At 72.0% G+C, this 19,441-nt stretch carries 11 protein-coding genes; 5 read left to right on the top strand and 6 right to left on the bottom strand.

Annotated elements, in window-relative coordinates:
- Positions 1-13: 13 nt before the first annotated feature.
- Entirely contained in the window at positions 14-1,957 is a 1,944-nt protein-coding gene (locus ACERM0_RS05745) for a glycosyltransferase (protein WP_373677587.1), read from the bottom strand.
- A gap of 160 nt (positions 1,958-2,117) precedes the next feature.
- Here ACERM0_RS05745 and ACERM0_RS05740 point away from each other — a divergent pair, with 160 nt between their 5' ends.
- The 4 genes from ACERM0_RS05740 to ACERM0_RS05725 all read left to right on the top strand — a co-directional run bounded on the left by ACERM0_RS05740 (position 2,118) and on the right by ACERM0_RS05725 (position 9,168).
- Positions 2,118-3,551 carry a hypothetical protein gene (locus ACERM0_RS05740; protein WP_373677586.1) on the top strand — a complete coding sequence of 478 codons (1,434 nt, stop codon included), beginning with the start codon at positions 2,118-2,120 and terminating at the stop codon, positions 3,549-3,551.
- A gap of 222 nt (positions 3,552-3,773) precedes the next feature.
- Positions 3,774-6,545, top strand: coding sequence for an S-layer homology domain-containing protein (locus tag ACERM0_RS05735; protein WP_373677584.1), 2,772 nt, complete (start codon positions 3,774-3,776; stop codon positions 6,543-6,545).
- Positions 6,546-6,651: 106 nt separating this feature from the next.
- On the top strand, positions 6,652-8,055 hold the full coding sequence (locus tag ACERM0_RS05730; protein ID WP_373677583.1) for an MBOAT family protein: 1,404 nt from the start codon (positions 6,652-6,654) through the stop codon (positions 8,053-8,055).
- 24 nt (positions 8,056-8,079) lie between these two features.
- Entirely contained in the window at positions 8,080-9,168 is a 1,089-nt protein-coding gene (locus ACERM0_RS05725; protein WP_373677582.1) for a hypothetical protein, read from the top strand.
- A 7-nt stretch (positions 9,169-9,175) separates the two neighbouring features.
- Here ACERM0_RS05725 and ACERM0_RS05720 read toward each other — a convergent pair whose 3' ends face one another.
- The 5 genes from ACERM0_RS05720 to ACERM0_RS05700 all read right to left on the bottom strand — a co-directional run bounded on the left by ACERM0_RS05720 (position 9,176) and on the right by ACERM0_RS05700 (position 17,056).
- Positions 9,176-10,954 carry an SLC13 family permease gene (locus tag ACERM0_RS05720; RefSeq protein WP_373677581.1) on the bottom strand — a complete coding sequence of 593 codons (1,779 nt, stop codon included), beginning with the start codon at positions 10,952-10,954 and terminating at the stop codon, positions 9,176-9,178.
- Positions 10,951-12,873: a sulfate adenylyltransferase subunit CysN gene (gene cysN / locus ACERM0_RS05715; protein WP_373677580.1), complete on the bottom strand. Its 1,923-nt coding sequence runs from the start codon at positions 12,871-12,873 to the stop codon at positions 10,951-10,953. The genes ACERM0_RS05720 and cysN overlap by 4 nt, the downstream gene beginning before the upstream one ends.
- Complete coding sequence (gene cysD, locus ACERM0_RS05710) at positions 12,873-13,766, bottom strand: sulfate adenylyltransferase subunit CysD (protein WP_373677952.1); 894 nt, start codon at positions 13,764-13,766, stop codon at positions 12,873-12,875. The genes cysN and cysD overlap by 1 nt, the downstream gene beginning before the upstream one ends.
- A gap of 196 nt (positions 13,767-13,962) precedes the next feature.
- Positions 13,963-15,015: a non-hydrolyzing UDP-N-acetylglucosamine 2-epimerase gene (wecB, locus tag ACERM0_RS05705; protein WP_373677579.1), complete on the bottom strand. Its 1,053-nt coding sequence runs from the start codon at positions 15,013-15,015 to the stop codon at positions 13,963-13,965.
- A 163-nt stretch (positions 15,016-15,178) separates the two neighbouring features.
- A complete protein-coding gene (locus ACERM0_RS05700) occupies positions 15,179-17,056 on the bottom strand; it encodes a heparinase II/III family protein (RefSeq protein WP_373677578.1) in 1,878 nt (625 codons plus the stop codon).
- A gap of 359 nt (positions 17,057-17,415) precedes the next feature.
- On the opposite strand from ACERM0_RS05700, the gene ACERM0_RS05695 reads away from it, so the two are divergent.
- Entirely contained in the window at positions 17,416-19,344 is a 1,929-nt protein-coding gene (locus tag ACERM0_RS05695; protein ID WP_373677577.1) for a glycosyltransferase family 4 protein, read from the top strand.
- The last annotated feature ends 97 nt before the right edge of the window (positions 19,345-19,441 follow it).

The raw sequence follows: 19,441 nt of genomic DNA, 5'->3' as shown, positions 1-19,441 counted from the left end.
CCGGTCAGGCCGGTCAGGTCGCGTCGGGGTCGCTGGCGGCGAAGCCGACGTCGAGGCCGGGTCGCTGGTCGATCGCTTCGTCGAGGAAGGCGCGGTCGTCCAGCGTCCAGGCGTGCTCCTGGCCGTGCCGCTCGAGGATGACGTCGCGGCCGTGGGTGCGGTAGATCCGCCCGCCGTCGGCCAGGACGCGCTCGTAGAACGTGCTGTCCACGCGGCTGGGCAGTCGCAGGAATCGCGTCCGACGCAGCCGCTCGGCGGTGGCGAGGATCGTCGGCCCGCCGACGTGGTCGCGCTCCGCCTCGACCCCGCTGGTCGCGCGGCGGATCGTGACGTCGCGGGCGGCGAGGTACACGAACTCGATGCGCTTGCCGACGACGTCCGCGCCGCTGTAGCGCTGCGCCAGCACCAGGTCCGTGAGGTGATGCGGGCCGTAGTGGTCGTCGTCGTCCATCTTGGCGATCAGGTCGCCGCACGCCTCGTCGAGCCCCGCGTTCAGCACGTCGCCGAGCTGCTGCACCTCCGGGATCCGGATCACGGCGCTGCAGCGCGGGAACCGGTCGCAGATCTCCGTGTCGAACCCCTCGCCGTGGAGCGCGAGCACCACGTCCACGTCCGGCTGGGCCTGCCGCTGGATGCTGTCGGCGACGCGCGACAGGAACTCCGGACGGTGCGTGGCGACCAGCACCGTCGTCCGCGGCGCCCGTGGCAGGGGGATCCCGACCGCGGCGCAGACCTCGCGCAGTGCCACCTCGCGGTCGGCGTGCAGCAGCGCGTCGCGGCGACCGACGATCGAGTGCCGCTCGCGGTGGTCGTCGTCGATCAGGAAGCGGTGCGCCGCCGCGGCCTCCTCGCCCTGCGCGACCGCCGTGAGCCCCGGAAGCTGCAGCTCCGGGTCGGTGGCCACGACACCGACGCCGCATGCGCGGGCCGCCTGCCAGGTCCGCAGCCGCTCGGCCGGCTCCGCATGCAGCTCGGGCAGGTCCACCAGGACACTGACCCGCTGCAGCAGCTGGTGCAGGTGCTCGCTGGAGCGCACGACCCGGCGGCGTCCGGCCCATCCGTCGGGGCGTAGTCCCGGCGGGTGCAGCAGCAGGACCGGCGGGTCGATGGCGGCGAGCCGGTCCAACGCCTGCGCGTCGAGGGCCCGCGTGGCCAACGCTGCCACCGGATTGGGTGGTTGACGGCGCCAGCCCATGGGGTTGAGGCGGCTGGTGTCGACCGTGACCGGCAGCCCGTCGTGGCCCGGCAGCGCCTCGACGAGTTCGTGGTCGGCGCGGGCAACGTCGGGCTCCGGCCCGCCGCCGGGCAGGTGGATGCGCACGGTGGGGACACCGGCGTCACGGGCCGCGGCGAACACCGGGCCCAGCCCGTCCGGGGGCAGCAGCTTCCCGTCGTCGCCCGTCGACTCCACCAGCAGCAGGTCGACGGGCCGCTGTGCGAGCTGTTCGCGCCAGCCGTCGGTGTCGAGCGGCGTCAGCGACACCAGGCTGGCGAAGCGTGCGACGGCGCCGACGTGCAGCACGTGCAGGTGAGGGAACCGCACCGGTGGCGGCACGTGCACGTCGGGGTCGGGAAGGTCGGCGGCCTCGGTGACCCGACGCTCGACCTCGTCGGCGGGGTCGACCGGTGCCGGTGGCGTCGGCTCGGGCGGCGCGGCCCGTGGCGTGGCGGCGGCCCGCAACCTCGAGGCGAGCTCGCGCGGTGGCCGCCGACCGGCCGACGCCAGCTCGGTCGCCAGCCGGACCGCACGGCGGCGGCGCAGGCGGTCGCGTTCGAAACGGGCCACGTCGGCGCGGTAGCCGGCCTCCGCCAGGCGTCGTTCCAGGTCGGCGATCCGCTGGTCGGCTGCGCGAGCGGCGTCGACGAGCCGCTCCCGACGCTCGTCGTGTGGTTCCTCAGGGCTCGCCAGTCCGTCCAGCAACGGCCAGGCGCTGGCACGCTCGCGCGCGTCGGTCACGGCGGCTCCCCCGTCGGTGGTCGACCGGGCACGCTAGCCGCCGCAGCCGAGCCGGAGCACGGCCGTGCCGAGGGTTTGTCGTGCACCAACGGTCCTCCGCCGCGAGGCGCTAGCCTTCCGCGCCCAGCCAGCGCGCGTCCTCGCCTCCCGGGATCCCTCCGTGCACGCCCCCGCATCCCGCCGTGTCAGCGCACCGGCACCCCTCGTGCTCGGGCTGCTGCTGGCGGTGCTGGTGCTGACGAGGGTCACCGCCCTCGGGCGCTCGCTGTGGTGGGACGAGGCGTTCACGGCGAGCCGCTACGTCGCCGGCGGTCCCGCGACGTTCCTCGACCCCGAGGCCTACGTCGCCAACAACCACGTGCTGTTCTCCGCCGTGACCTGGGCGACGACGCGCGTCACGGGCACCTCGGAGCCGATGCTGCGCCTGTGGGCGGTCGTCCCGGCGCTCGTGGCGGTCGGATTGCTGCTCGGGCTGTTGTGGCGCCGGCTCGGACCGTGGACCGCGGTCGTCGTCGCCGCGCTGGTGACCGCCTCGCCGCTGCACTTGACGCTGTCGACCGAGGCGCGCGGCTACGGCCTGGTGCTCCTGGCCTCGACGACGATGTTGGTCATCGGGGTCGCCCGCGACCGCGCCCCGCGGTGGCGCGACGACCTGCTGCTGAGCCTGTCCGGCGTCGTGGCGATGCTGACCTTCCCGCCGACGGTGGCACTGTACCTCGCCCACGCCGGCACGTCGCTGGTTCGACGCCCGGTCGACCGTCTCCGCCTCGTCGTACTGACCGCGCTGGCCGGCGGGGTCACCCTGGCCGTCTACGCGCCGCTGCTCTCCGTGATGCTCGGTCGTGCCGACCGGGTCGGGAGCCGGTTCGCCGACCCGGTGCGCTGGTGGTCACCCGTCGTCGACCCGCTGCGGTTGACGGCCACCCCCGCCCTGGAGACGGCCATCGGGCTCCGCGGGGTCGCTGTCGTCGTGACGGTGGCGGTGGGTGTCGCCGGGCTCGCGGCCCTGCTCATCGGCGTCGATCGGGGGCTCGGCTGGCACCTGCTGGCGGCCCTTGGCGGCTCGGTCGCGCTGCTGGGGCTGGTGGGCTTCCACCTCGCCGACCGCTACGTCGGCTTCCTGCTCCCGCACGCGGTGACCGCGGTCGGCGTCGGTGTCGTGGCCGTGGTCGGTGGACTGCGGGCCCGCCCCGGCCACTGGCCCGGATGGCTCGCCGGGGGCCTGGCCGTGTTGCTGGTGACCGCGGCCCTGCCGGGGCTGTGGCGCGCCACGACCGTGCCCGTTCAGGCCTTCGCCGACGCGGTCCACCACCTCGATCGCGAGGCCCCCGGCATCGACGTCGTCACCGACCGTCTGCACCCGGGCTGGCGGTGGTACCTCGCGGACCGCGACGTCGAGGTGATCCGGCAACAGGAGCGCCTGGATGCCCGGCTGTGCGAGAAGTCCGCCCCCGTGGCCTTCCTGCCCGACCCCGACATGGGTCCGTTGACGGTCCCGACCTGCGTGGACGACGGCGCGCGACGCGCTTTCGAGCACCTGCGGCCGCCGGGTCACCTCGAGGTCTGGGTGCTGACCGACGCGACCGCTCCCTGATGGGTGCCGCGCCGGCGTGCGCCAAGACCTTCGCGGCGCACGCGGCAAGTGCGGAGAGCGAACTCGCACTGGGCCCCGGGAGCCGGTGGCCGACCGCATTCGTTGATCAGCTTCGGCGGCGCTGCTCGCGCGCCGGTTCGGGGGCGACAGAGCGCCGGGCCGGCTCGTGCCGTCGCCACCAGATACCCGGCGCCGTCGTCGCCGGCTCGTCGAAAGCACCCCGTGATCCGCCGCGCCTTCCTCCTGTTGCTGTCCGTCTCGATGCTGTCCGTGCCGCTGGCACCGGCCGCCGTGGCCCAGTCCGCGGACGCCACCGTGCCGTCGCCGTTCCCGGACACCGAGGGCAACGTCCACGAGCAGGCGATCATCGCGCTGGCACAGATCGGCGTCACGTCCGGCCGGCAGGACGGTTCCTACGGGTCCCGTGTCGCCGTCCGGCGCGACCAGATGGCGACGTTCCTGACGAACGCGCTGCGCTACCAGCCGACCGCGCATCCGTTCAGCGACGTACCGAGCCACCGTGACGCGGACTACCCGCACGGCGGCGCGGTCGGCGCGCTGGTGTACAACGACGTCACCCAGGGCTGCGACGTACGCGACCCGTCGCGGTTCTGTCCGGGCCGCAGCATCACCCGCGGGCAGTTCGCCACCATGCTGACGCGGGCGTTGGACCTTCCCGAGGGCCGCAACCCGCGCTTCACGGACGTGCCGAGCGACCACGCCCACTACGACGGCATCGCCAGCGTCGCGGCCGCCGGCATCACGACCGGGTGCACGCAGGTCCAGGGCGGCTTCTGCCCCGAGGATCCCGTACGTCGCGACCAGATGGCGACGTTCCTGATCGCGGCACTGGACCTCGAGGGACCCGTACCTTGCCCCATGGTCGACGGCACGGCGCAGTTCACGAACACCGAGCGGGTCGCGGCCCCGCTGGGATACCCCGTGACCGCCGGGCACTGGCACGACGGGCACCTGGTCGTGTTCCCCAACGACCTGGACACGCCCCGCGTCGCGCGCCTGTCGGGCCAGCCCGGCGCTTCGCCGGCGGTGGCGTCCTGGTTCGAGCAGCCGTCGGGCCGCCGCACGTGGGCGACCGCCGAGGCCAGCGGCCAGCTGTGGTACGGCGTGTGGGGCGCCGGTGGCAACAACCTGCACCGCGCCGGTACGCCTGCCGTCGGCACCCGCATCGACATCGGTACCGAGTTCTGGGACCTGGCCACCGACGACCAGCAGCGCCTCTACGCGGCCGGGCGAGCCTGGAATGTGAACGGCGCCCTGCACCTGCCGGGCGAGTCGGCCGAGACCGACGTCAGCGACCGGCACGTGCTGCACCGCGTACAGACCGAGGCGAACTCGATCGGCACACCGCAGAAGCTGCTCTTCCGCCTGCCGCCGTCCGCGTTCGACTTCCGCAAGGCCGACGCCAAGCAGGTGGCCTGGCACGACGGTGAGGTGTTCGTCGCGTTCGGCCCGGGCACCGATGCCGCCCGCGTGGTGCGCCTGCAGGCCGAGCAGCTGGTCGGCCAGCCCAGCAGCGTCGACCAGTTGCCCGTCGCCGAGGACCTCACGCCCGCGTCGGTCCAGGGCGCGCGTGACGTGTTCGCGCTGGAGGTGACCGACGACTGGATCGTCATCGGCACGATGGCCGGTGGCGAGGAGCACCCCGAGGCACGTCTGGTCGTGCTCGACCGCGACGACCCGACCGGGCCGCCGGTGATCGACCGGCCGCTGCGCCGCGACCTCGCCGACGACCAGAGTGGCGAGAGCCGCGTGGACGCCGTCGCCGTGTCGGGCGACACGATCGTCGCCGTCGGCTTCCCGTCGGGCATGGTGTACCGGGCGGAGCCGGCGACGGGCCTGGTGACGCCGACGCGGGCGCCCGAGGCGAACACCACCACTCGCGCGCTGCGGATCGTCGACGGGGACGTGGAGGGCATGTCGGGGCGCGGTGACTGGTGGCGCATGCCGTTGCCGGGCGCGGTACCCGCCCGGGCCGAGGTGTCCCGTCTCGAGGGGGCGGCGCCGATCGTCGGGGCGGGTGCGGTGCACAGCCTCGGCATCGACGACGGTCACGTCTACGTCGGCACGTCCAACCGCGTGTTCGCGCACCGTCACACGAACGGCACGACCCCCCCGGCGCCACGCGAGGGGGACGTCGCTGGTGAGGTGAAGGCGATCACGACCGACGGGCAGCGTGCCTATCTGGCGATCTACCCGTCCGCCGAGCTGTGGACCTGGACGCCGGGCAGCGGCGCGCCGCCGCAGAAGGTCGCTGCCTGGGACGGCAACTTCAACCGCCCGCGTGCGGTCACGATGTCGGACGCCGGTGACGGGCGCGTCTACGTCGTCGCGCGCGAGGACAGCCCCGAGGGGCGGCACCGCAGCCAGCTGGTCGTGATCGATCCGAACGCCCCGGAGGACCAGCGCCTCGTCGGCGAGTACGAGCTCCAGTCCCGCCGACCGAGCCACGGCTCCGGCCTGGAGGTCGAAGGCCTGTCGGTGGCGGCCGTGAACGGTCTCGCCGTGGTCGGCGAGGCGCGCGGCGAGGTCCGCGCCCTCGACCCCGACACCGGCGACGAGGTGTGGCCGGACCCGCGCGGCGCCGTGCGGCCCATCGGCAACCTGCCGATCCGCACGCTGGACGTCGTCGACGGCGTCGTCGTCGCCATCAACGAGCAGGGACGCTGGGCCGAACTCGACCCGAGGACCGGCCGGACCGTTGCCCAGAGCCGTCACAGCAGCCTGTCGGGCACCGAACTGGTGTGGGACTCGGTCAGCTTCGGGCCGGTGACGGTGGCCAAGCGTCCGCGCGGCCTGGTGGGGCTGGACCGTGCCGCGGACACCGTTGCCTCGGTGCGCACCCACCAGGTCGGGCGCACGTTCACGGCGGACACGGAGATCGTCGCGGACGCCAACTGCCGGATGCACTTCGCCGTCGGTCGGTTCCTCCAGACGCTCCCCTACGATCCGAAGACCCGCCTGCACGGTTCGTAGACGCGGCCGTGCCCGGTACCCGGGAGCGACCGACCAGCCGGGCTAGCATCCGGCGCCACGCCCGAAGGGCGCGCCGCCTGCCGCCCCCTCGCCCGTAGGCCGCGTCGTGGTCTTCAACAGCCTGCAGTACCTCGGCTTCCTCGCCGTCGTCGTCGGGTGGTACTGGACCCTCGGGCGCCGGCGACAGAACCTGCTGCTCCTGGTCGCCTCCTACGTGTTCTATGGCGCCTGGGACGCGCGATTCCTGCTGCTGATCGCCCTGTCCACGGTCGTGGACTTCGCCGTGGGGCGCGGCCTGGACGCGACGGACGCCCCGCGCCTTCGGCGCGCGTTGCTGATCGCCAGCGTCGGCACCAACCTCGGCATCCTCGGCTACTTCAAGTACGCCGACTTCTTCACCGCCTCGTTCGCGGCCCTGCTGGCGCGGGTGGGGCTGGACGTGCCGACCACGACGCTGGACATCGTGTTGCCGGTCGGCATCTCGTTCTACACCTTCCAGACGATGTCCTACACGATCGACGTCTACCGGCGCCGCTTACGGCCGACCACCTCGTTCCTCGACTTCGCGACCTACGTCGCGTTCTTCCCCCAGCTGGTCGCCGGGCCCATCGAGCGGGCCGGCAACCTGCTGCCGCAGTTCGCCGCCCGTCGCCGCTTCCCGGATGCGGAGCGACTGCGCTCGGCACTGGGACTCATCGGCCTCGGGCTGGTGTTGAAGGTCGTGGTCGCCGACGCCCTCGCACCGTACGTCGACGGCGCCTACGGATCCGCCGAGGAAGCCGGCGGCCTCCACCTGCTGCTGGCCACGTACGGCTTCGCCCTGCAGATCTACGCCGACTTCGCCGGCTACACGGCGATCGCGCGCGGCTCGTCGCGGCTGCTCGGGATCGAGCTCATGCGCAACTTCGAGCAGCCGTACCTGTCCCGCAACATCACCGACTTCTGGCGGAACTGGCACATCTCGCTCTCGAGCTGGCTGCGCGACTACCTCTACATCCCGCTGGGCGGCAACCGCGGCGGCAGCCTGCGCACCGCACGCAACCTCATGGTCACGATGCTGCTCGGCGGGCTGTGGCACGGCGCCTCGTGGAACTTCGTCATCTGGGGCGGCCTGCACGGCGCCTTCCTGGCCGCCCACCGTCGGATGCGCAGCCGCACCGTGCGACGCCGCCTGCACGTGCGGGACCTGCCGGCGATCGTGGTGACCTTCCACGCCGTCGCCCTCGCCTGGATCTTCTTCCGCGCGGAGACCTTGGCGGACGCCCATCAGGTGCTCGCGGCCATCGTCACCTGGCGTGCGGGCGAGGTGCCGGCCGATCTGTGGTTCGTCCTCGCCATGGCCGCTGCGCTCGTCCTCCTCGTCGACGTCGCGCAGCGCCTCACCCGGCTGCAGGCACCGTTTCGGACGTGGCGGGCGCCGACGGCCGGCCTCACCTATGCCGCAGCTGCGGTGCTGTTCGTCGTGTTCTCCGGCCAGGCCGTCCAGCCCTTCATCTACTTCCAGTTCTGACGATGGTGGCACCGTGATGCGCTCGTGACACAACTGCCGAAGGTCGATGACGGCCAGCGGGACCTGGATCGGACCGGGCCGGGAGACACCCTGGACGTGCGCGACGACCTGCCGCGCACCCATCGGCCGGGGCCGCGCCGACTGGCCGTGCTCCTGCTGGCCCTGCTCCTCGCGGCGTGCCTGGCCGAGTCGGCGGTCCGGCAGGCCGGTGACGCCGTCCCGACCCCGCCGACCTGGGGGACGACCTTCACGGACGCCAAGGTCCGACAGATGCAGGCACTGGGCGGCGTCGAGACGGTCGTGCTCGGCTCGTCGATCGCCAACGGCGGCCTGGCGCCGGAGGCCCTGCAGCGCGACGGTGACACCGGGCCGACCTACAACGCGGCCATCCCGGGCAGCGGGGTGACCACCTGGCGGCTCTGGTCCGAGCAGGTGGTCCTGCCGCTCCTGGAACCTCGACGAGCGGTGATCGGCGTGTCCGTCCGCGACTTCAACGACCACCAGACGGACGGCGGCTACGCCCGGTTGACCGAGTCCCCCGGCTACCAGCTCGCGACCGGGAGCGCGTCGACCGAGCGTCGGGTCGAGGCGTGGTTCGCCCAGCGATCGGACTTCGTTCGCAAGCGCTCCGCCCTGCGCGAACCGGCCAAGGTGCTCGCCTGGTCCCGCGGCGAGGAGGTCCAGGGCTGGACGCGGCCGGAACTGCTCGCCGACGGCCGGTACGACGGCTTCGACGACAACCGCTACAACGAGACCGAACGTCTCGACCGCAGCCTGCGCGAGGACGTCTTCGTGGACTACGCGCCGGGCCCGGTCAACGTCACCGAACTGACCGGACTCGTCCGTGCCGCGCAGGAGCGGGGGATCGAGGTGACCGTGGTGCGGATGCCCGCCATGGAGGAGCGCATGGTGACACGCGGACTGCTGCCGGAGACGGCCGTCGACGGGTTCGACCGCGCCCTGCGGGCGGTGACCGCGGACACCGGCGCCGCCTACGTCGACCTGTCCGACCTCAACGACGACGAGGCACTCTTCGCCGACTACTACCACCTGCGCGAGGCGGGCATCCGTGCGGTGAACCAGCGCGTCGCCCAGGCCCTGGCGGCCGGCTGACGAGGCGTCAGACCCAGACCAGCGGGACGACGACGAGGATGGTCGTCAGGCTGATCGCCGCCATCGGCAGACCCAGCCGCCAGTAGTCGCCGAAGCGGTAGCCACCCAGGCCGTACACGATCGTGTTGGTCTGGTAGCCGATCGGCGTGAGGAACGACGAGGAGGCCGCCAGCGCGACGCCGACGGCGAACCCCGTCGGGTCGGCGTCGACCCGGTGGGCGACGTCGATGGCGATCGGCAGCATCAGCGCGGCCGCCGCGACGTTGGTGAGCAGTTCGGTAAGCACCATGGTGCCCAGGGCCACCAGCGCCAGTGCGAGCACGATGGTGGTGCCGGCCGCGGCGACCTCGATCCCGTCGGCAAGCACGCCGGCCAGGCCGGACGCACTCATGGCGTTGCCCAGGCCGATGGCGGAGGCCACGATCAGCAGCACGTCGAGGTCCAGGGCGTCGACCGCCCGGCTGAAGCTGATCGCGCGCGTGACCCCCAGCACGGCGCAGGCCAGCAGGATGGCGGTGAGGATCGGCAGGGCCCCCGTCGCGGCCAGCAGCACCATGCCCGCGAACGTCCCCAGCGTCAGCCACCGGTAACGGCGGGACGACGGGCTCTCCGTGGGCGCGTCGTGCGGGATCACGAGCGCGAAGTCGCGATGGCCGTTCCAGCGTTCGGCGAATCCGGGGTCGGTCAGCAGCAGCAACGCGTCACCCGCGCGCAACTCCACCGTGCCGAGCTTGCCGTCGATGCGCTCGCTGGCACGGTGCAGGGCGATGACGGCGCCGCCGTAGCGGCCGCGGAACGACACCTGCTTGAGCGTGCTGCCGATCAGGCCGGAGGTGGAGCCGATGATCACCTCGGTGAGCCCGTGGCCGTTCCCGTCGAGCACGGCGGTCTGCGCCCGCTCCGCCTCGACCAGCCCGGGCCGGGCCAGCAGGTCGCGGACGGCGTCGATCGTGCCGACGAAGATCAGCTCGTCACCGCCGGCCAGCACCGTCTCGGGCGCGGCGGGGCGGCGGCCCTGCGGGGTCCGCGCGACCCCGGCGAGGAACGTCCCCGGCAGGTCGCGGAGGCCGCCGTCGGCGACCGTGCTGCCGTCCAGGGGGCCGCCCGGGAGGACCTGCAGGCGCAACGTGTAGTCGCGGTCGCGGGCGGCGATCTGCTCGTGCGGGGTGCGCCGGTCGGGCAGCAACCTCGGCGCCAGCAGCACCAGCGCGGTGCCGCCGACGATGGCCATGGGCAGTCCGGCGGGAGTCAGCTCGAAGAAGCTCAGACCCGACTCGCCCGCCGCGACCAGCATCCCGGAGATGACCAGGTTCGGTCCGGTGCCGATCAACGTCAGGACGCCGCCGAGGATGGCGGCGAACGACAGCGGCATCAGCAGCTTCGTGGCCGCGATGCCGTGCCGTTCGGCCCAGCCACGGATCACCGGCGCACCGGCCGCGACCAGCGGGGTGTTGTTCATGAACCCCGACAGGGCGATCACCGGCGGGACGAAACGGCGCAGCGCACCCGACGCCCCGCCGGCGCCGTCGCCGAGGAACCGGCCGATCACGCCGTCGATGCCGGCGTGGTCCCGGACCGCGCGGGTCAGGACGAACAGGCCGGCGATGCTCAGCGTGGCGGCGTTGGCGAAACCGAGGAACGCCTCCTCCGCGGGAAGGATCCCGACCAGCACGCAGGCGATCAGCGCACCGACCATCGCAGCGGCCGGCGAGATTAGCTCCCGGGCGAGCACGACCATCAGCACGACCAGGATCGTCGCCGCGGCCGCGGCCTGGAGGCCGATCACCGGACGTCGAGGAACCCGCGCTCGGTGAGCACGCTGACGATCGCCTCGACGCAGTCCTCGACGGTCCGCTCGGACGTGTCGAGGTGCACGTCCGGGTCGGCCGGGTGGTCGAAGCCGCTGGTCACGCCCGGGACGTGGGCGACCTCGCCGCGATCGGCCTTGGCGTACAGGCCGTTGGGGTCGCGGGCGCGCCGCGTCTGCTCGGGCGCGTCGAGGAACACCTCGACGAACCGGTCGGCGCCCAGCAGGTCGCGGACGCGCTGGCGCACCGACGCCTGCGGCGCCTGGACGGCGACCAGCGTGATGAGCCCGTGACGGCTGGCGATCGCGGCGATCTCCGCGGCCCGCCGCAGGTTCTCCGACCGGTCCTCGTTGGTGAAACCGAGGTCGCGGCTGATGCCCAGCCGCAGGTTCTCGCCGTCCAGGCGCAGCACCGACTTGCCGCGGTCGAACAGCCGCCGTTCCAGGGCCGCCGCGATCGTGGACTTGCCCGAACCCGTCATGCCGGTGAGCAGCACCGTGACCGGGCGCTGCCCCAAACGCGCTGCCCGCTCGTCGGAGCTGACGCCGGAGCGGTGGCGGGCCAGGCCCGAGGGCGGCGGCTTCTCCCAGCCGGAGGCGGCCGACTCGATCATGCCGGCAGCGACGGTGATGTTGGTCAGCCGGTCGACGAGGATGAACGAACCGGTGGTCCGGTTGGTCTGGTAGGGATCGAACAGCAACTCGCGGTCGGCGGACAGCGTGCAGCGAGCGACGTCGTTCAGACCCAGCCGGTCGGCCGGCTCGCGGGCCATCGAATTGACGTCGACCCGGTGGTGGATGGTCCGCAGCGACGCGTTGGAGGTGCCGTTGATGGAGAGCAGCACGTACTGGCGGCCCGGCAGCGCCTCCTCCTCGGCCATCCACACGAGCATGGCGTCGAGGTCGTGGGCACGGTCGAGCGGGTGGGCCGGGTCGACGAGCACGTCGCCGCGGGACACGTCGATCTCGTCGGTGAGCGTGACGGTGACGGCCTGGCCCGGCCCGGCTTCGTCGAGGTCGCCGTCGAAGGTGACGATCCGGTCGACCCGTGAACGCATCCCCGAGGGCAGCGCGAGGACCTCCTGGCCCGGTCGCAGCGTCCCCGACGCGATCGTGCCGGCGAAGCCACGGAAGTCGAGGTTGGGGCGCTGCACCAGCTGGACGGGCAGCCGCAGGCGCGTGTAGTCCTCGTCGGCCGCGACGTCGACGGTCTCCAGGTGCTCCATCAGCGGCACGCCGTCGAACCAGGCCATCGCCTCGGAGGGCTTGACGACGTTGTCGCCCTTCAGTGCCGACATGGGCAGGAAGTAGGGATCGGCCAGCCGGAGCTGGGTCGCGAACGCCTGGTAGTCCGCCTTGATCTCCTCGAAGCGCTGCTGGTCGTAGTCGACGAGGTCCATCTTGTTGACCGCGACGACGACGTGGCTGATGCCCAGCAGCGCGGCGATGTAGCTGTGCCGGCGGGTCTGGTCGAGCACGCCATGGCGGGCGTCGACGAGGATGATGGCGAGCTGGGCGGTCGACGCGCCGGTCACCATGTTGCGGGTGTACTGCACGTGGCCGGGCGTGTCGGCGATGATGAACTTGCGGCGGGCGGTGGAGAAGTAGCGGTAGGCGACGTCGATGGTGATGCCCTGCTCGCGCTCGGCCTTCAGGCCGTCCATCAACAGGGCGAGGTCGACCTGGTCACCGGTGGTGCCCGACGTCAGCGAGTCGGACTCCAACGCGGCGAGCTGGTCCTGGTAGATCATGTTGGAGTCGTGCAGCAACCGGCCGATCAGCGTCGACTTGCCGTCGTCCACGCTGCCGCAGGTCAGCAGCCGCAGCAGGTCCTTGCGCTCGTGCTCGGCGAGGTAGGCCTCGATGTCGGTCGCGATGAGATCGGACTGGTGTGCCATCAGAAGTACCCCTCGCGCTTCTTCTCCTCCATGGAGCCGGCCTGGTCGTAGTCGATCACGCGGCCTTCACGCTCCGAGCGCGTCGCCAGCAGCATCTCCTGGATGATGTCGGGCAGCGTGGTCGCCCGGGACTCCACGGCGCCGGACAACGGGTAGCAGCCCAGCGTGCGGAACCGGATCCAGCGCTCCTCCGGCTCCTCCCCCGGCTCGAACCGGAAGCGGTCGTCGTCGACCATGATGACCACGCCGTCGCGCTCCACGACCGGCCGCGGCGCCGAGTAGTACAGCGGCACGATCGGGATGTTCTCCAGGTAGATGTACTGCCAGATGTCGAGCTCGGTCCAGTTCGACAGCGGGAAGACGCGGATCGACTCGCCCGGGTTCACGCGGCCGTTGTAGAGGTTCCACAGCTCCGGACGCTGGTTCTTCGGGTCCCACCGGTGGTGCCGGTCGCGGAAGGAGAACACCCGCTCCTTGGCCCGCGACTTCTCCTCGTCACGGCGGGCGCCGCCGAAGATGCCGTCGAAGCGTCCGGTGGTCAGGGCCTGCTTGAGCGCCTGGGTCTTCATGATGTCGGTGTAGTTCCTGGACCCGTGGTCGAACGGGTTGATGCCCTGGGCCACGCCCTCCTGGTTGGTGTGGACGATCAGCTCGACGCCGAGCTCCCGGGCCGTCCGGTCCCGGAAGGCGATCATGTCGCGGAACTTCCAGGTGGTGTCCACGTGCAGCAGCGGGAAGGGCAGCCGCCCCGGGTGGAACGCCTTCCTCGCCAGGTGCAGCATCACCGACGAGTCCTTGCCGATGCTGTAGAGCATCACGGGCCGCTCGCACTGGGCGACCACCTCGCGCATGATGTGGATCGACTCGGCCTCGAGCTGACGCAGGTGCGTCATCGGGGCACCGGGCAGGTGCCGGTCGGCGACGGCAGCGGTCACGGCGGGCTCCAGAGGGTGTCGGGCACGGAGAACGATAGGGCAGCCCGGCGGACCGCCCCACTGCGGAGCGCACCGACCGTACGAGGCCGCGGCCCGGCCCGCGAACCCGGCCGGGCGAACTGCGCAAACCTCCGGGCCGGCGCGGCGGAGATGGTCAGAGATCGGCCAGCAGCACGTCCGCGATCCGCGCGCCGGCCTTCCCGTCCCAGTACGGGATCGCGGCGGGCTCGCGTTGGCCGGCCAGTGCCGTCGCGGCCGCCGCACGGATGGCCGCCGGGTCGGTGCCCGTGAGCTGGTTCGTCCCCAGCTCACAGGTCACCGGGCGCTCGGTGTTGTCGCGCACGGTGATGCACGGCACGCCGAGGACCGACGTCTCCTCCTGGACCCCACCGGAGTCGGTGAACACGATCTGCGCGCTGTCCATGGCGGCGACGAAGTCGAGGTAGCCGAGCGGCTCGGTCAGGACGACGTTCTCGGGCAGCGCGCCGACGCCGAGCAGCATCTTGCGGGTCCGGGGATGCACGGGGAAGAGGACGGTCATCCGCTCGGCCGCCGTCGCGATGGTGCCGAGCGTGTCGCCGAGCTGCTGGACGTCGTCGACGTTGGAGGGCCGGTGCATGGTGACCAGGGCATGGGTCTCCACGCCGAGACCGGACAGCAACTGGTCGCGACGGGCGCGCGCACGATCCAGGTTCCGCAACAGCGTGTCGACCATGACGTTGCCGACGAGGTGGATCCACTCCTGCGGCGCCCCCTCGGCCTCGAGGTTGCGGCAGGCGTCCTCGGAGGGAGCCAGCAGCCAGCGGGACACGCGGTCGGTCAGGACGCGGTTGACCTCCTCGGGCATGTCCCAGTCGCGCGAGCGCAGGCCGGCCTCCACGTGGGCCACCGGGATGCGCAGCTTCGTGGCCGCGATCGTGGCGGCCAGCGTCGAGTTGACGTCCCCGACGACCACGACGGCGTCGGGACGGCGCTCCTGGAGGTGGTTCTCGTAGGCGACCATCACGGCGGCCGTCTGCTCGCCGTGCGAGCCGGAACCGACGTGCAGGTTCACGTCCGGCTCGGGCAGGCCGAGTTCGACGAAGAAGGACTCGGACATCGCGCGGTCGTAGTGCTGGCCCGTGTGCACGAGCTCCACGTCGGCGCGCCCGACCAGCGCATCGATCACGGGCCCGACCTTCATGAAGTTGGGTCGGGCAGCGGCCACGACGCTGATGCGAGGAAGGCCCGCCGGCGCAGGATTGGAGAACACGAGGAACAGCCCCTGGTCGTGGAACGCGGGCGCAGGCTAGGCGACCGTCGACGACGGGGCGTCCAGGCGCCGCTGCGCGCCGCGGACGAGCTTCGCCGCGAGACCTGGTCGCGTCAGGTCACCGGCCCGGGGAGGTCTCCGAACCCGTCGCCTCGGACTCGGCGGTGACCGACAGGGGCCGGTCCGCGGGCCGTTCCAGGGAGACGGTCGTGCGTCGACCCTGTGCCACCCAGCGGAAGCGCGCCCGTCGTCCCGAGGGATCGGCCCGCCCGAAGACCCGGTCCACCTCCGGCGCAGCGTCGAAGTGGAACAACGTGGCGAACTGCGCGTGGGTGACGCCCGCCTGTTCGAAGGCGAACGTCGCGGCCGCGTGCAGTTCGCGTTCCTCCCTCGAGACCCAGCCCAGGAGTTCGGGGGACTCGACGCCCGACACCACGTCGGTCCTGCCGCACACGAGCAGTGGCGTCACGAGCACCACGTCGCCGGTCGCCAGTTTCATCCCGAAGCCGTCGCCGACGTCCTGGACCAGGGTCTCGGGTGCGACGAGGAAACGCTGGAGGAAGTCGTGCGCGCGTTTCTCGTTGTCCCACAGCCAGTCGTGGACGAGCAGCCATCGGCCCGGGTCGAGCACGAGGGTTCGTGCGTGACGGATGGAGCCGTGGCGGACGTGGCTGGACGTGAAGAGCAGGTCACCACACTCGCCCACGGACTCGATGGCGGACCCGAACGGTTTCACACCCTTGCGGGCGTGGTTCCTGCCGTCGATCTGGATGGTGTTGTGGGCCCGCGTCGACTCCACGTACACCCGCTTCGGGTCGTCGTACCAGAAGCCGTCGTCGTGCAGGGGCGTGCCGGGCGTGGTGCGTCCGACGTAGTCGTAGCGGCCCGCGTCCGCGAGGATCTCCGTGCCCCGATCGTGCCAGACGAAGGCGAGGTGGTCGGCGTGCTTGTGCGTACGTGAGTGGAAGGCGGCGTTCTGCGCGAGGTAGGCCTCGTCGCGCGACGCTCCGCCGGTGCTGCGGAAGAAGACGTAACCGGACCCGGGGAACGCCTTGGCGCGCTCGGCTGCCGGTTGGCCCTCGGTGCCCGACGAGAGCACGAAGCCGAGGAAGGGATCCGTGGCGCCGAGCCGCCGGAGGTGACTCGAGCCCATCAGGCGACGATCGGAATCACCGATCGGCACCAGGCGTCGGTCCGGGGCGATCATCCACGCCAGCGCGGCCTCGGCCCTGGCCCGCAGCGCCCGAGCGTCGTCGCCTTCCAGCAGGCCGGCCTCCATCAGCCCGGCCACGGTCTCCAACACCATCCGGTGATAGTCGGGCGAGTGTTCCCGGTGGACACCCTCCTCGGTGAACTGCGCACGCAGGAGCGCGGTGAGTCGTTCGCGTGCCTGCCGCTCGCCTGCTCGAGCGGCCTCGAGGTGCGGAAACCGTCGCGAGAGCGCGAGTTGACCGGTCGCCTGATAGAAACCGTGGTTCGAATGGGCGGCGAAATGACGGTCGTCCGCGAGGTACGACAGATGCGCGTGCACGGCCTGCAAAAGGCACTGCACGACGTCGTCGCCATAGGCCTCGTCGCGGGCGATCACGTCCAGTAGATAGCCCAGCCGATACGCCCGCAGTCCCGCCGCCATGTCGTACCAGGCGAAGTCGGAGACGTCGTCGCGACCGGCATGCCGCTGCGCCCAATCGCAGGCCACATGAACGGCGAAGTCCAGGAAACGCTTTTCGCCCGTTTCCTGGTAGGAGCCGAGCACCGGGCCGAGGAACTCCCAGTTGTGGAGATGGAATGCCCAGCTGCGATGCCCGTCGCACTGGCGCCAGTCGATGGGCGCCGTCACCGGCACTCGCGCGTGACCGGACCGTTGCCAACCGCGGGTCATCACCTCGAGCGCGGCCTCGACGGCCGCACCATCACCACGATCCGACGCGGTGAAGCCCTCGTATGCGAGGAGATCGAGCTTGCGCTGCTGGATCCGAAAGGCGCCTACCTGCACCGCGTACTCCCACGCACTCGGGCCGGAGTGTAGCCTCCGCCGCTGTTACGGAAACGAGCTTCGTCATGCCGCACGCCGCACGTATATCGGCGTTCCGCTCACGCGTGCGCCGCGCCCTTCGCGACCCCCGCCTCGTCGTCCGCTACGTCGTGACACGACTCCGACGTGCTCGGCGGGCAGCGAGCCTTTTTCGGAAACGACGGGCTCGCGCGCAGCGTCCCGGCGTCGCCTCGACGGTGCCTGGACATCAGCCTTCGACCAGCGACGAGCGCCGTTCACGGGACCCCGCCTTCGTCCAGGCTGCCACGCACCGTCGGGCCGGCTACGCCGCGTATCGGGCCAAACGCTACGAGGACGCCGTGTCCGCGTTCTCGCGGGTGACCGCGCTCTGGCCCGGGGACGCTGGCGGGTGGCTGTCCCTTGCCCGCGCCCACAACCGCTGCGGACGGAAGGACGACGCCGCGACCGCCGCGCTCCGGTCGTGGGGGCTCCAGCAGGACGCGGTCACGCTGGACCTGCTGTGTCTGGTCATGCTGCAGTCGCAGCGCCGCGACGAACTCCTGGCACTCCTCGAGGGTCTGGATCTGCCCAGCTGCGACACCGAACTGCTGCGCAGCGTGGCGAACGCCGCGGCGGCGTTGGACCACGACGAGTTGATCGCTCGCACGCTGGCCGAGCTCCGCACCCGCGGTCACGCCATGGCCGAGCTGGCAGAGCTCGAAGCCCGCGTCCTCTTCGCGGCCGGCGACGTCGAGGGCGCCGACGCCTGCATCGAACAGGCCGGCACCGGCCTGGACACCAGGATCCGCTTCTACTGCACGACCGGACGGGCCAAGCATGCGGGGAGCCTGGTCCCGGCCGGCTGCGCCGATCCTGCGTTGCTGCTGTTCGTGGGCCTGGCCCTGTCCCGCCAGGGGTGGCTGCGTGACGCGGTCGACGTGCTCGACCGCGCGCTGGTGGTGGATCCGGGCAACGCCGCCTGCGCACGCGCCCGCGAGCGGACGGCCGGTGAGCTGGCCGCGTTGGCGGGTTCGTTCGCGCGACCGAGGCTCGAGCGACGCACGGCCGCGACCGGCGGCGTGAAGGGACGGGTCCTCCACATCGTCGGGAAGTCCCTGCCGTACGCCCTCGCCGGCTACAGCGTCCGCACCCACAACATCGTTCGGGCCCAGCGGCGTGCGGGTCTGGATCCGGTCGCGGTCACGCAGTTCGGTTTCCCCGTCGAGGGCGCATCGGGCGACGTCGACACGATCGACGGCATCGCCTACCACCGGCTCACCGGTGACGGCACGCAGCCGCTGCATCCTGCCGAACGTCTCACCCGCACCCTGGAGTCCATCGTCCCCCTGGTGGAGTCGCTGCGACCATCGGTGCTCCACGCGGCGTCCGACTACCTCAACGCGACCGTCGCCCTGCAGCTCGGCGAGCTCTTCGACCTTCCCGTGGTGTACGAGGCGCGTGGCTTCTGGGAGGAGACCTGGCTCTCGAAGCAGCCGTTCCCCGACCAGGCCCAGGGGGCTGAGCGCTACCTCGAACGCCAGCGTGCCGAACGACGCTGCCTGCAGCAGGCACACGCCGTCGTCACCCTCGCCGAGGTGATGGCCGAGCATCTACGCGGCGTGGTGCCGCGCGACCGGATCCGTGTCGTACCGAACGCCGTGGACCCGGACGAGTTCACGCCCGAGCCGCCCTCACCCGCCCTCCGCGCGGGCCTGGGGCTGCCGCCCGACGCGGTCGTGGTCGGCTACGTCTCCAGCCTCGTCGGCTACGAGGGCGTCGACACCCTCATCGACGCGCTGATCGAACTCCGCCACCAGGGCGTGCCGGTCCGCGGTCTGATCGTCGGCGATGGCCAGGAGCGCGGCGAGTTGGCGAACCGGATCGCCGCCGCCGGGGCCGAGACGGACGTCGTCATGACCGGTCGGGTACCGCACGAGGCCGTCCGCGGTTACTACGACCTCATCGACGTCTTCGTGGTGCCGCGCCGGGACGACCGCGTGTGCCGGCTCGTGACCCCGCTCAAGCCGTTCGAGGCGATGGCGATGCAGAAGGCCGTCGTGGTGTCGGACCTGCCGGCGCTCCGCGAGACCGTCCCGGCGGAGATCGGTCGCCACTTCGAGGCGGAGAACCCCACCGATCTCGCGAAGGTGCTGGGGAGCCTCGTGGAGCAACCCGAGGAACGTCGGGAGATGGGCCTGGCCGGCCGGCGCTGGGTGGTCGAGAACCGGACCTGGGACCACATGGCGGAGCGCTACCTCGACCTGTACCGACATCTGGGCGCGGCGTAGCGCCAGCAGTCCCCGAGCTACGGCCGGCCCCGGACCTCGGGACCGCGAACGGGTCCGGGCCCCGCGCAGTTCGCGGGGCCCGGACGGGTGTGGTGCC

This window comes from Egicoccus sp. AB-alg2 (genome assembly GCF_041821065.1).
Lineage (GTDB): Bacteria > Actinomycetota > Nitriliruptoria > Nitriliruptorales > Nitriliruptoraceae > Egicoccus.
This window is presented reverse-complemented; position numbering and strand designations above follow the sequence as displayed.

Bases quoted from the DNA above. Each gene is read 5' to 3' on its own strand.
- cysN (WP_373677580.1), bottom strand. From the start codon at position 12,873: ATGGCACACCAGTCCGATCTCATCGCGACCGACATCGAGGCCTACCTC.
- cysD (WP_373677952.1), bottom strand. From the start codon at position 13,766: ATGACGCACCTGCGTCAGCTCGAGGCCGAGTCGATCCACATCATGCGC.